Source organism: Allobosea sp. 05T438, assembly GCF_056396025.1.
In genome coordinates this window covers 809416-822210 of the sequence record NZ_JBFTKQ010000002.1, presented here as the reverse complement: position 1 = coordinate 822210, position 12795 = coordinate 809416, and the positions used below count along the sequence as shown (strand labels likewise).

General features: G+C 67.3%; 13 protein-coding genes. 4 read left to right on the top strand and 9 right to left on the bottom strand.

The window, feature by feature from the left end:
- Window positions 1–16: 16 nt before the first annotated feature.
- From hpxZ to mmsB, 4 genes are read right to left on the bottom strand one after another with little or no spacing between them, the layout of a single operon-like run.
- Entirely contained in the window at window positions 17–421 is a 405-nt protein-coding gene (hpxZ, locus tag AC1DIN_RS07705) for an oxalurate catabolism protein HpxZ (RefSeq protein ID WP_476766116.1), read from the bottom strand.
- Window positions 418–1590 carry an amidase gene (locus AC1DIN_RS07700; protein WP_476809272.1) on the bottom strand — a complete coding sequence of 391 codons (1173 nt, stop codon included), beginning with the start codon at window positions 1588–1590 and terminating at the stop codon, window positions 418–420. The genes hpxZ and AC1DIN_RS07700 overlap by 4 nt, the downstream gene beginning before the upstream one ends.
- Before the next feature lie 50 nt (window positions 1591–1640).
- Window positions 1641–2597 (bottom strand): NAD(+) diphosphatase, encoded by a 957-nt coding sequence (gene nudC / locus AC1DIN_RS07695; RefSeq protein WP_476809271.1) that lies wholly within the window; start codon window positions 2595–2597, stop codon window positions 1641–1643.
- A 43-nt stretch (window positions 2598–2640) separates the two neighbouring features.
- The gene (gene mmsB / locus AC1DIN_RS07690) at window positions 2641–3528 is read right to left on the bottom strand and encodes a 3-hydroxyisobutyrate dehydrogenase (protein ID WP_476809270.1); all 888 of its coding nucleotides are present in this window, start codon (window positions 3526–3528) and stop codon (window positions 2641–2643) included.
- Window positions 3529–3587: 59 nt separating this feature from the next.
- On the opposite strand from mmsB, the gene AC1DIN_RS07685 reads away from it, so the two are divergent.
- Window positions 3588–3866 (top strand): type II toxin-antitoxin system RelE/ParE family toxin, encoded by a 279-nt coding sequence (locus tag AC1DIN_RS07685; RefSeq protein ID WP_441471446.1) that lies wholly within the window; start codon window positions 3588–3590, stop codon window positions 3864–3866.
- Window positions 3841–4179 (top strand): HigA family addiction module antitoxin, encoded by a 339-nt coding sequence (locus tag AC1DIN_RS07680; protein ID WP_441471586.1) that lies wholly within the window; start codon window positions 3841–3843, stop codon window positions 4177–4179. The genes AC1DIN_RS07685 and AC1DIN_RS07680 overlap by 26 nt, the downstream gene beginning before the upstream one ends.
- 2 nt (window positions 4180–4181) lie before the next feature.
- On the opposite strand, the gene AC1DIN_RS07675 is transcribed toward AC1DIN_RS07680, so the two are convergent.
- Window positions 4182–5336 carry an isobutyryl-CoA dehydrogenase gene (locus tag AC1DIN_RS07675; protein WP_476809269.1) on the bottom strand — a complete coding sequence of 385 codons (1155 nt, stop codon included), beginning with the start codon at window positions 5334–5336 and terminating at the stop codon, window positions 4182–4184.
- Window positions 5337–5560: 224 nt separating this feature from the next.
- Window positions 5561–7057 carry a CoA-acylating methylmalonate-semialdehyde dehydrogenase gene (locus AC1DIN_RS07670; protein ID WP_441471444.1) on the bottom strand — a complete coding sequence of 499 codons (1497 nt, stop codon included), beginning with the start codon at window positions 7055–7057 and terminating at the stop codon, window positions 5561–5563.
- Window positions 7058–7181: 124 nt separating this feature from the next.
- On the opposite strand from AC1DIN_RS07670, the gene AC1DIN_RS07665 reads away from it, so the two are divergent.
- Entirely contained in the window at window positions 7182–8111 is a 930-nt protein-coding gene (locus AC1DIN_RS07665) for a LysR family transcriptional regulator (protein WP_441471443.1), read from the top strand.
- Between the two features lie 27 nt (window positions 8112–8138).
- Here AC1DIN_RS07665 and AC1DIN_RS07660 read toward each other — a convergent pair whose 3' ends face one another.
- Window positions 8139–8678 (bottom strand): MarR family winged helix-turn-helix transcriptional regulator, encoded by a 540-nt coding sequence (locus tag AC1DIN_RS07660; RefSeq protein WP_476809268.1) that lies wholly within the window; start codon window positions 8676–8678, stop codon window positions 8139–8141.
- Between the two features lie 114 nt (window positions 8679–8792).
- Between AC1DIN_RS07660 and AC1DIN_RS07655 the strand changes: the two genes are divergently transcribed.
- On the top strand, window positions 8793–9590 hold the full coding sequence (locus tag AC1DIN_RS07655; RefSeq protein ID WP_476809267.1) for an SDR family NAD(P)-dependent oxidoreductase: 798 nt from the start codon (window positions 8793–8795) through the stop codon (window positions 9588–9590).
- Window positions 9591–9641: 51 nt separating this feature from the next.
- Here the strand turns inward: AC1DIN_RS07655 and AC1DIN_RS07650 are convergent, their stop codons facing one another.
- Together AC1DIN_RS07650 and AC1DIN_RS07645 are read right to left on the bottom strand one after the other, a co-directional pair.
- On the bottom strand, window positions 9642–10928 hold the full coding sequence (locus tag AC1DIN_RS07650) for a GGDEF domain-containing response regulator (protein ID WP_476809266.1): 1287 nt from the start codon (window positions 10926–10928) through the stop codon (window positions 9642–9644).
- Window positions 10929–11019: 91 nt separating this feature from the next.
- The gene (locus tag AC1DIN_RS07645; RefSeq protein ID WP_476809265.1) at window positions 11020–12771 is read right to left on the bottom strand and encodes an ABC transporter permease; all 1752 of its coding nucleotides are present in this window, start codon (window positions 12769–12771) and stop codon (window positions 11020–11022) included.
- Between the last annotated feature and the right edge of the window lie 24 nt (window positions 12772–12795).

The following is a 12795-nucleotide window of genomic DNA, read 5'->3' as shown; positions in this document are numbered from 1 at the left end:
TACCGCTCTTTCGCCCTTACCAGGGGCGCGGACCCTCCATCGTCGAGACATGGGCCGAGACGACCTTCCAGCCGAGATCGGGGAAACGCACCCAGGTCTGGCTCTGGCGGCCGATGATCTCGCGTCCGCGCACCTTGAACTCGAGATTCACCGTGGCGAGGTCGCGGCCGAGCGTCAGGATCTCCAGGCGGATCCGCTTCTCCTTGATGCCCGGCCCCGGTGGGCGCGCGACGCGGTGCGCATGGATCTCGGAGAAACCGTAGCCGTTTTCGCCCAGCGCATAGCGGATGGTATGCGGGCTGTTCCAGAACGAGGCGTCGAGCACGTCGACATCCTTGTCGACCAGAGCCTGCTCATAAGCCTCGAACAGGGCGCTGATTTCGGCGACAACGTCGGGCAAGTTCGGGGTCAGGTCGGTCACGCGAGGGCCTCCATGGCTTGGGCGACGGCGATCAGGCTGGCATCGGTGCCGCGCCCGCCGATGATCGAGAGACCGACCGGCGCGCCGTCCACCGTCGCACCGGGCATGCTGACCTGCGGTGAGCCGGTGAGACCGCCCTGAGCGCAGAGGCAGGTGATGCGGTCGCGCATCGGCTGCAGCTCAGGGATCGGCAGGCCGCGCAGCGGCGCCGGGAAGGGCGTGGTCGGCAGGCACAGGATCGTGCCGGGCGGCAGCAGGTAGCGCAGTCGTGCCCGCGCCTCGTCGCGCATCAGCGCTGCCCAGTTGCGCTCGTTCGGCGGGACCTGGGAACCGGCGATCAGCCCGGCGGCGACGCTGAAGGCCATGCGCGGATTGTGCCCCTCGATCCAGGGCTTGAAGGTCTGCCAGGCCTCGACCGGTTGCAGGCTGCGCTGTGCCTGTGCCCAGACCGAAAGCCCCTGAGGCGCCATGATCTCCTCACGCGCCGGTCCGACGATCCGTTCGAGCTTGCGGACCATCGGAAGCAACGCATCGGCGACTTCCGGATCGGCGATGCCGAAGGCGTCGACGGCGAGCAGGAGCTTTGTCGGGAGCGGTCCAGGGACCTCGCCCAGCATGACGCTGCTCACTCGCGCGAAGGTCTCTGCATCCCGCGCGAACCAGCCCGCCGTGTCCGAGCTTGGAGCTTGCGGCATCAGCCCGGTCAGGTCGAGCCGGCCATGCGTCGGCCGGATGCCGTAGAGGCCGCAGAAACTCGACGGCACCCTCACCGAGCCGCCGGTGTCGGTGCCCAGCGCGGTGTCGCACAGGCCAGCGGCGACCGCGGCGGCCGAGCCCGAGGACGAGCCGCCGGGCACGCGCTCGGGCGCAGCGGTATTGGTCGGCGTGCCGTCGAATGCGTTTTCACCGAGGATGCCGAGCGAGACCTCGTCCGTGATCGTCTTGCCGACGAAATCCGCTCCTGCGTCCAGCAGTGCCTGCACCGCCCAGGCATTGCGCGTCGGGATGGGGTTCGCCTTGGCCCAGTCGTGGTTGCCGCCACCGGTCGGCAGGTCGGCGACGTCGAACAGGTCCTTGACCGCGAAGGTCAGCCCGGAAAGCGGCCCAGCGGGATTGCCGGCAATGCGGGCGCGGGGCCCGGGTACGAAGGCGTTGACCGGGTCCGTCATGGCAGGCTCCGCAAAGGCAGTTCGTCAGTGAGATCGTGCGCAGGGCTGCGTCAGATCCGCTCGCCCTCGAGCGCCCAGGCCCGCACCAGCGTGTTGGCGATGGCGATATGCTGGGGGCAGGCGAGGCCGTCCGGGTGGGCGCCGTCGAGCATTTGCAGCACCTCCTCGCGCGGGAACCAGCGTCCGGCCTCGAGCTCGGTCATGTCGAGGGTGATCTCGTCGCCGAGCGCCTCGGCGATGCAGCCGACCATGATCGAGGAGGGGAACGGCCAGGGCTGCGAGGCGACGTAGCGCACTGCACCGACGCGCAGACCGGCCTCTTCCCAGCTCTCGCGGCGCACCGCGTCCTCCAGCGTCTCGCCCGGCTCGACGAAGCCGGCGATGCAGGAATACATGCCGGGCGCGAAGCGGGCCTGGCGCGCCAGCAGGCAGTTCTCGCCGCGCGTCACCAGCATAATCACGACCGGGTCGGTACGCGGGAAATGCATCGCACCGCAGGCGGTGCATTCGCGTCGCCAGCCCGAGGCCCCGGCAACGGTCGGCCCGCCGCATTGCGCGCAGAAACGGTGACGGGCATGCCAATCCAGCACGGCCTTGGCCTCGCCGAGCGGCCCGACCTCGTCCTCCTGCACGATGCGCTTGAGCGCGACGGAGCGCAGATCGGTCAGGAAAAGCTCGGATCTCTCCTTCAGCGGCTCGATCAGCGCCTTGTCGAGCAGGCGCGCGAAGCGCGGCGTGCCGTCCTCGGCCATGCCGAGGAAGATTTCCTCGGCGGCGGGGCCGAGCATCTCGGTCTCGCCATGGGTGAACCAGACCGAAAACGCATCGCCGTCGAGCCGCTTCAGGACCGGCGTTTCGCCGGCCACCGCGACGATCCGGGTGTCCGAGCGGTGGCGGAGCGCCGTCACCGCGTCGGGTTTGCTGCGCAGATCCTCGCGCCGGTCGAGCCGATTGATCGCGAACCCGGTGAGGGAGGAGCGTTCGCGGCGGAGCGGGGCGTCGTTCATGCCTTGGGTCTAGACCCGCGACACCCTGCCGCGCAAGCGCCTCTCAGGCCTCTCCGCGACCGCGCAGCAGATGGATGATGCCGGAGAAATCGGTGCCGCCCTCGCCCCAGGCATTGTGCAGCCCGAAGAGTTGCGCCGCCGCCGCGCCGAGCGGGGTCGAGGCCCCGGCCGTCTGCGCGGCCTCCTGCGCCAGCTTCAGGTCCTTCAGCATCAGCGCCGAGGCGAATCCCGGCTTGTAGTCGTTGTTGGCGGGCGAGGTTGGCACCGGCCCCGGCACCGGGCAGTAGGTCGTCAGCGACCAGCACTGGCCGGAGGACGTCGAGGCGACGTCGAACAGCGCCTGGTGCGAGAGGCCGAGCTTCTCGGCGAGCACGAAGGCCTCGGAGACGCCGATCATCGAGATGCCGAGGATCATGTTGTTGCAGATCTTGGCGGCCTGCCCGTTCCCGGCGCCGCCGCAATGCACGATCTTGCGGCCCATCTTGGCGAGGATCGGCTCGCCCCTGTCGAAGGCGTCGGTCGCACCGCCGACCATGAAGGTCAGCGTCGCGCCCTTGGCGCCGCCGGTGCCGCCCGAGACCGGGGCATCGAGCGAGAGGCAGCCGCGCTCGGCCGCCAGCGCATGCGCCTTGCGGGCGCTCTCGACGTCGATGGTCGAGGAATCGATCAGCAGCGTGCCGGGCTTCACCGCCGGCAGGATATCGGCCCAGACTGCGAGCACATGCTTGCCGGCCGGCAGCATGGTCACGACGATCTCGGAATCCGCGACCGCGTCCCGGGCGGAAGCCGCAATGCCGACGCCGAGCTCTGCGGCAGCGTTGCGCGAGGCCTCGACCAGATCGAAGGCTTTGACGCTGTGCCCGGCCTTGACGAGGTTGCCGGCCATCGGGCCGCCCATATTGCCGAGGCCGATGAAGGCGATGTTGGTCATGCTGCGCTTCCTTCCATTCTTCTTGACGGAATACTCTTTGCGGAATATCTTGGTGACCGATGATACGATCCTTCGCGCAGCGCGATGCCGAGCTGCTCTTCAACGACAGGCCGGTCCGGCGCTTCGCGGCGATCGAACGTATCATTCGCCGCAAGCTTCTGCTGCTTCATGCAGCCGCCAGGCTGGACGATCTGCGCATTCCGCCGGGCAACAGGCTGGAGGCCTTGCGCGGCGATCGGGCGGGGCAGCATTCGATCCGCGTCAACGATCAATGGCGGGTCTGTTTCATCTGGAAGGACGGAGAGGCGCATGATGTCGAAATCGTCGACTATCACTGATCCGCAGGACCATGCCGATGAGGCGGCGCTCGCTCCGCTTCCACCCGGTGAGATTCTGCTGGAGGAGTTCATGAAGCCGCTCGGCATCACCCAGAACCGCCTGGCGCGGGACATCGATGTGCCGGTCAGCCGCATCGCCGGCGTGGTCAAGGGCGATCGGGCGATCACGGCCGACACGGCGTTGCGTCTCGCGCAGTTCTTCGCGACCTCGCCGGAGATGTGGATGACCCTGCAGAGCGATTACGACCTGCGCATCGCGCGACAGGCATCGGGCCGCGAGATCGAGAGCCGGGTGAGGCCGCTCGCCGCATAGGCTCAATTCCCCTTCGCGCGTCCCACCAGCCCGCGCGCGACGATCATCCGCATCACTTCGTTGGTGCCTTCGAGGATCTGGTGGACGCGCAGGTCGCGGACGATCTTCTCGATGCCGTAATCGGCGAGATAGCCGTAGCCGCCATGGATCTGCAGGGCATCGTTCGCGACCTCGAAGCCGGTGTCGGTGGCGACGCGCTTGGCCATGGCACAGAGCTTGGTCGCGTCCGGCGTCTTGGCGTCGAGCGCGGCGGCCGCACGCCACAGAAAGGTGCGGGCCGCCTCGAGCTCCGTCGCCATATCGGCGAGCTTGAACTGCATGGCCTGGAAATCGGCGATAGGGCTGCCGAAAGCCTTGCGCTCTTTGGCATAGGCTAGCGCCTTGTCGAGTGCGCCCTGCGCCCCGCCGATCGAGCAGGCGCCGATGTTGAGCCGCCCGCCGTCGAGGCCGGCCATGGCGATCTTGAAGCCGATGCCCTCCGGGCCGAGGCGGTTCGCCACCGGCACGCGGCAGTTCTCGAAGATCACGGCGCGCGTCGGCTGGGCGTTCCAGCCCATCTTCTTCTCGTTGGCGCCGAAGGAGAGGCCGGGCGTGTCCTTCTCGACGACGATGGTCGAGATGCCCGAAGGGCCGGGCTCGCCGGTGCGCGCCATCACGACATAGATGTCGGAGACGCCGGCGCCCGAGATGAACTGCTTCTGGCCGTCGAGGACGTAATGGTCGCCATCGAGCACGGCCTTCGTCTTCAGCGCGGCTGCGTCGGAGCCAGCACCGGGCTCGGTCAGGCAATAGCTGGCGAGGTGCTCCATGGTGCAGAGCTTCGGCAGGAAGCGCTGGCGCTGCTCGCCCTCACCGTAGCGGTCGATCATCCAGGCGCACATGTTGTGGATCGAGATATAGGCCGCCACCGTCGGACAGCCGGTCGAGAGCGCCTCGAAGATCAGCGCCGCGTCGAGCCGCGTGAGGCCGGAGCCGCCAACATCCTCCTGGATGTAGATGCCGCCCATGCCGAGCGCAGCGGCAGCGCGCATCTCTTCGACCGGGAAATGCTTCTCCTCGTCCCAGCGCGTGGCATGGGGCGCGAGCGTTTCGGCAGCGAAATCCTGCGCCATGTCGCGGATGGCGATCTGGTCTTCGGTGAGAGCGAAGGCGTTCAAGGCTGGCCCTCCTGATCAATGAGATAGTCCCGTCGCGCAGTCGCGCGCAATCGCGACGAAAGGCAGGGCCTGTTCGCGTCGTCGGATCGGAATGGGGAAGGGTGGCCGGCACATCGCGATGCGCCGGCAGCATTCATGGCAGGTCGGGCCGCGCGGGGAAGGCCGGAAGCGGCATTGCGATGATCCGCAGCGCTCGCTCCATGGCCTCCTCCGGCGGTTCCGTGTCAGTTCATCGTCGGGATGACGAAGCTGGCGCCGTCCTTGATGCCGCTCGGCCAGCGGGCCGTCACCGTTTTGGTCTTGGTGTAGAAGCGGATCGAATCCGGGCCGTGCTGGTTGAGGTCGCCGAAGGCGGACCGCTTCCAGCCGCCGAAGGTGTAATAGGCCAGCGGCACGGGGATCGGCACGTTGATGCCGACCATGCCGACCTGCACCTTCGACGCGAAGTCGCGCGCGGCGTCGCCGTCGCGGGTGTAGATCGCGGTGCCGTTGCCGTATTCGTGGTCGTTGGTGAGCTTCAGCGCCTCGTCATAGCTGTCGGCGCGGACGACCGAGAGCACCGGCCCGAAGATCTCTTCCTTGTAGATCCGCATGTCCTTGGTGACGTTGTCGAACAGGCAGCCGCCGACATAGAAGCCGTTCTCATAGCCCTGCATCTTGAAGCCGCGGCCGTCGACCACGAGCTTGGCGCCTTCCTCCACGCCGACATCGACGTAGTGTTTGATCTTCTCCATCGCCGCCTTGGTGACGACGGGGCCGTAATCGGCGGTGAGATCGGTCGAGGGACCGACCTTGAGGCTCTCGACGCGCGGGATCAGCCGCTTGACCAGTTCGTCGGCCGTCTTCTGGCCGACCGGGACCGCGACCGAGATCGCCATGCAGCGCTCGCCGGCCGAGCCGTAGCCGGCTCCGATCAGCGCATCGACGGCCTGATCCATATCGGCGTCGGGCATGATGACCATGTGGTTCTTGGCGCCGCCGAAGCACTGCACGCGCTTACCGTTCGCGCAGCCGCGAGCGTAGATGTACTCGGCGATCGGGGTCGAACCCACGAAGCCGACGGCCTTGATCTCGGGATGGTCGAGGATGGCGTCGACGGCTTCCTTGTCGCCGTTGACGACGTTGAGGATGCCGGGAGGCCCGCCTGCCTCGACGAAGAGCTCGGCGAGACGCATCGGTACGCCCGGATCGCGCTCGGACGGCTTCAGGATGAAGGCGTTGCCGCAGGCGATCGCGGGGCCGAGCTTCCAGAGCGGGATCATCGCCGGGAAGTTGAACGGGGTGATGCCGGCGACGACGCCGAGCGGCTGGCGCAGCGAATAGATGTCGATGCCCGGGCCGGCGCCGTCGGTGAACTCGCCCTTCATCAGGCCGGGCACGCCGAGGGAATACTCGATCACCTCGACGCCGCGCTGGATGTCGCCCTTGGCGTCGGGAATGGTCTTGCCGTGCTCGCGGGCGAGCAGCTCGGCAAGCTCCTCGTTGTTCTGGGCGATGAGGTCGAGGAACTTCATCAGCACGCGGGCGCGGCGCTGCGGGTTGACCGCTGCCCATTTCGGCTGCGCCTCGGCGGCGTTCTGCACGGCGGCGTCGAGTTCGGCGGCTGAGGCGAGCGCGACCTTGCCGATCACGCTGCCGTCCATCGGCTGGAAGATGTCGGAGCTGCGCCCCGACGTGCCCGCGACCTGCTTGCCGCCGATGAAATGTCCAACCTGACGCATGGCGCCCTCCCTACGAATTGCTGGTGTGTTGATCTTCCCAAGACCCTACCATTCTCGTTTGCGCACGGATATAGCGAGAGTAGAACGTTGGTCGTGCGAAAAAACAAATACGAGGAGGGGAGCCTTGGAGCGATTCGATTGGGACGATCTGCGCTTCTTTCTCGCCGTTGCGCGCTCCGGGCGCTTGACGGCTGCGGCCCGCAGGCTCGGAGCCGACCACGCCACCGTCTCGCGCCGCATCACCTCGCTGGAGGAAGCGCTCAAGGCCAAGCTCTTCGAGCGCCGGCCGCAGGGCTACACACTGACCGCGCATGGCGAGCGGCTGCTCGCCAAGGCGGAGAGCATGGAGACCGAGGCTCTCGCGATCCAGAGTGACATCGGCGGCGCTGACATGGCCTTGTCCGGCACGGTCAGGATCGGTGCGCCGGACGGTTTCGGCACCGCCTTCCTGGCGCCGCGGCTCGCAACCTTTGCGAGATCCTATCCCGGCCTCGAAATCCAGCTCATCGCGATGCCGCGACTCTTGTCGCTGTCGAAGCGCGAGGCCGATGTCGCGATCACGCTGGCCCCGCCCAAGGAGGGCAAGGTCGTCGCGCGCAAGCTCTCCGACTACCGCCTGGGTCTCTACGCGTCGCCGGAGTACCTCGCGTCGATGCCGCCGGTGACGCAGCCGGAGGATCTCTTCGAGCACCGCATCATCGGCTATATCGACGACCTCATCTTCTCGCCGGAGCTCGACTATCTCGACGAGGTCGCCAAGGGGCTGCGCGCCCATGTCCAGAGCTCCAGCGTCATCGCGCAGATGAATGCTGTGGTGGCGGGCGCCGGCATCGGCGTGATCCATCATTTCATGGCGGAGGGCGAGCCGCGCCTCGTCCCCGTTCTGCCGGAGACGGTGCAGATCACGCGCTCCTTCTGGCTGTTGGTCCATGCCGATCTGAAGGACGTTGCGCGGGTGCGCGCCATCGTCGACTTCATCGTGCGCGAGGCGAAAACGTCTCGGACCTTGCTGATGGGCGAGGGGAGGGTGGAGCATCGCGCAGCCGCCGAATAGCGCGAGCGGCGAGGCCGCGCGGATCTTTCAGCGCTCGTCCCGCGGATCGAGCGCACGGCCGCTGCGATAGGCGTCGAGGAAGCGATCGGACGCGATCAGGTCGGCAAGGGCCCGCAGACCCTTTGCGACATCGGGGCCGAGCGTGGTCTCGACGCGCCCATTGGCCGCTGCCCAGCGCGAAACGGCCTGCCGGAGGCGATCCCGGCCTGCTGCCGTCAGGCCTGCCCGCTTGCTGCGCCTATCCTCCAGATCGGGATGCAGTTCGACCAGCCCGTCCCGGACCAACGGGCGCAGAGCATGGGTGAGTGCCGAGATCTGGATGAGCTGGCGTGCCGCAACTTCGTTCAGTGTCGGGCCACTGCCGTCTTCGGTCAGGCCATCGATAGCAGCGAGCAGTCCGAACTGTGTCGCCTTCAGGCCGAGCGGTGCGATCGCATCGTCATAGAGCTGGCCCAGCCGCCGCGTGGCGCGTCGCAAGGCAGTATTGGTGCAGGCAAGCGCGAAGAACGCCTCCGGCACATCCTCCTGTCCCTCGCAGGCCTCCGGCGTCCTCTGATCGGATGTCATGTTCATACCCCTAAAATGGTTGAGCACCGCACTATTGAAAAGGGCTCGGGTGCTCCCATTTTATTGAGCGCTCAACAAAAAAGTTGAGTACTCAATTTAATAGGACGTTTCATCATGAGCACGCCTTCCCACCGCAAGCTCGCTGTCGTCACCGGCGCTTCCGCCGGCATCGGTGCCGTTTATGCCGACCGCCTCGCCGCGCGCGGATACGATCTTCTGCTGATTGCGCGCCGGCGCGACCGGCTGGAGGAGGTGGCCCGCCGTATCGCGGCCGTCCATGGCCGCGAGGCCGAGATTCTGGTTGCCGATCTCGCCGAAGAGGCCGACATCGCAGGTGTCGAGCGCGATCTCGCGGCGCGCGGAGACATCGAGCTTATCGTCAACAATGCCGGCATCGCCCGCTTCGCGCCGATCGCGAAGGCGCCTGCTTCCGACTCCGCCGCGCAGATCGCCCTGAATATCGGCGCGCTGACGCGGCTCACCCATGCCGTCCTGCCGGGCTTCGTCGCGCGGAACCGCGGGACGATCGTCAATATCGCCTCGATCCTCAGCCTGCACACACTGCCCTATAGCGCGGTCTATAGCGGTACGAAGGCCTATGTCCTCGCATTCTCGCGCGGTCTGCAGTCTGAACTTGAGGGGACGGCGGTGAAGGTCCAGAGCGTGCATCCGCCGGCGACGGCGACCGATATCTGGGAACTGGCGGGCGTGTCCCTGGAGAACTTCGACCCGGAGAAGGTGATGACCACGGAAGATCTGGTCGATGCCGCGCTTGCCGGGCTCGATCGCGACGAGGCGATCACCTGGCCTTCGGTCGCGGATGAAGCACTGTGGGCAGCGTTCGACGATGCCCGTACGGCGATCGTCACAGCGTCGCAGACCCGGAAGCCGGCGCCGCGTTACGCCGCCTGAAGCGAACCATCCCTCCGCAGGCCGCCCCGTTGTGAGATGGCCTGCCCGGGCTCAGAGTGCGTCGGCGCAGACCCGGTTCCGGCCGCTTTGCTTGGCGACGTAGAGCGCGCGGTCCGCGAGGCCGAGACAGGCGTCCAGCTCGTCCTCGGGGCCGATCTGGGCTACGCCCAGTGAAACCGTGAGGGCGAGCGTTTCGTTGTCCAGGACCAGTGGTTCCCGGGCAATCGCCTCCCGGATGTCGTCGCAAAGCCGGGTCGCCTCGGCGAGGTCCGCGCCCGGAAAGAGGATGGCGAATTCCTCGCCGCCGACGCGCGCCAGCAGGTTGAAGCCGCGCTCGGCGGCCGCGCTCAGGCCGCGTGCGACGGCTGCCAGAGCCTTGTCGCCCCCGTCATGGCCGTAGCGGTCGTTCAGGCGCTTGAAGTGGTCGACGTCGAGGATGGCGATCGAAACGGGCAACCCCATCTCGCGGGCTTCGCCCACCAGCTTCTGGCCGCGTTCGAAGAAGTGGCGGCGATTGAACAGGCCGGTGAGGAAGTCGCGCGCGGCGAGGTCCTGCAGCTGTTTGAGCTGCGTCAGCGTCTCGACATTGGACGCGATGCGGCACTGCAGTTCCTCGAGCACGAAGGGGCGCGAGACGAAGTCGTGCGCGCCGGCCTTGAGGAAGCCCGCCGAAGTCTTGCGGTCGGTCGAGGACGAGATGCCGAGAAGCCGGACATGCGGATGGAGACGCCTGATACGGCGCGCCAGCTCGAAACCATCCATGTCGGGCATGTAGTAGTCACTGACGACGAGCTGGATGTCGGGATTGCCCTCCAGGATCGTCAGCGCCTCCTGCCCGGAGCCGGCCTCGACCACGGCATATTGCTGGATCGCGAGCATGCGGGCGAGCACCTTGCGGGTGGTCCGGGTGTCGTCGACGACGAGGATCCGGGTGTTGCGGTTGTCCAGCGCCCGTTTGACCGTGTTGACGAGGTTGGGCAGCGCAAACTCGTTGTCTTTCAGGACGTAGTCGATCACCTCCCGTTCCATGATCCGCCCGCGCGTGGCGAGATCGAAGGTAGCGGTGAAGACGACGGAGGGGATGCCGTGGGTCACGGTCCAGTCCAGCGCCTCGCCGCGGGGGGCGTCGGGCAGGTTGAGATCGACGACCGCGATCGCGTAGGCGCCCGGCGCTGCGACGATGATCTCGCTCAGGTCCTTGAGCGAACCGCAGGTCGTGACGGGCAGCCCGGTCTCAGCTTCGAGGAACTGCCGTAACGCCAGCGAGAAGGTTCGGGAGTCCTCGATGACGAGAATCTTGCGGTCGTCGGCAATTGGATCTTGTCTTGTCTGAAGCATCGTAAGAGCACCCATGCTTCATCTAGGGCGCTCCCAAGCTTAATTTTTCGTCACGGCGGCGCTGCGACTGTGCCGCCGCCGGCGCGGCATCCTAGATGCGCCAGGGCAGGATGTTCTGCGGCAGGTGCCGGCCGAGCAGGTCGAGGATCAGCATCGCGACCAGGATGATGGCCGAGGCGCTGATGGCGACGGCCGCGGCCTCGCCGGCGAGGCCGGCTTCCTTCAGGCTGAACAGCACGACGCCCAGCGTCTCGGTGCCGGAGGACCACAGCAGCGCCGAGACTGTCAGCTCGTTGAACGCGACGAGGAAGACCATCAGCGCCGAGACGGCGGCTGCCGGCGCCAGGATCGGGGCGACGATGAAGCGCAGCATCTGCCAGAGGCTGGCGCCGTCGAGCTTTGCCGCCTCTTCGTGATGCGCCTCGATCTGGGCCATGGCCGCGACGGGGGCCTTCAGCGCCAGCGGCAGGAATCGGGCGAGATAGGCGAAGAGGATGATGAAGGGCGTGCCGTAGATGCTCACGCCGATCAGCGGCAGCGGCTTCAGGAAGATCAGGATGCAGGCGATGGCGAGGACCACGCCGGGCAGGGCATAGGGCAACTCGATCATGAGCTCGATCGGACGCCTCAGCTTGCCCATTCGCCGCTCCAGCCCATAGGCGAAAGCGATCGCGAGGAAGGCCAGGATCACGGCGGCGGCGCCGGCGAAGAGCAGCGAGTTGCGGAAGGCGCGCATGGTCACGGCTTGCCTGAGCAGAACTTCAGTGAACTTGTCGAAGGTCAGCGTTTGCCAGGATAGAGCGACGCCGAGCGCGGGCGTCAGCGCCTCGCTCAGCAGCGCCAGCAAGGGCAATCCGAGTTTCAGTGCCAGCAGCAGCCAGAGCCCGGCCGCGACGAAGGGGCGGGCAGAGCCCAGCAGCCAGTAGGGTTCGAGCGGCCGCTCGATCTCGACCTTGCCGCGTTGGCGCCGGGCGACCAGCGTGCCCGCGACGATGCCGAGCGCCGCCACGATGCCGACGAGCACGGCAAGCGCCGCCGTCTCGCCAAGGCTCGACGGGCCGAAGCTCGACAGCCGGCGATAGATCAGCGTCGGCAGCGTGAGATAGTTCACCGGCAGGCCGAGCAGCGCTGGGATGCCGAAATTGCCGACGCCCGCAACGAAGGCGATGAGGCCGGCTGCGACGATCTGCGGTCGCAGCACCGGGATGATGATGCGCGCGGTGATGGTGGCGTTCGACGCGCCCTCCATCTGCGCCGCCTCGACCAGCGATTGCGGTATGCTGCGCAGGCCGGTCCAGAGCGTGATCGCGACCAGCGGCGCATGGTGGAGCGCCATCACCAGGATGATGCCCCCGCGACCCAGCAATGGATTGGGGGTGCCCGGGGCGGGAGCGAGGCCGATGAGCGAAAGGATCTGCGAATTCGGCGCGAGCAGGCTGAGGAAGGCGAGCGCTGCGACCTGCGGCGCGATCATCATCGAGAAGACGAAGAAGAAGGCGAGGGGGCGTTTCCCGCGCACATCGGTGACGCCGAGAGCCAGAGCGACGATGCCGCCGACAATGAGAGCACCGAGCGCGGAAATGCAGGCGGTTTCCAGCGTATGCCAGGTCGCGGCGACGGCGGAACGGCTCGCCATCTCGGCGAAGGCGGCATCCGGCGCGAACTGCCAGCCGGGAGCGAAGGCCGCGGCGACGAGCCGGAAGAAGGGCAGCCCGCCGAGCAGCAGCGCGACCGCGACGACGAGCGCCGGCAGGCCGAGGCCGTCCGGCAGCCGCAGAGGCAGCAGAGGCGGTGCCGCGAGCGCGGGCTCCCGCTTCGTGTTCTGGTCGATGGCCAGCGTCATGGCGCCGGCGCCCCTAGCATGGAA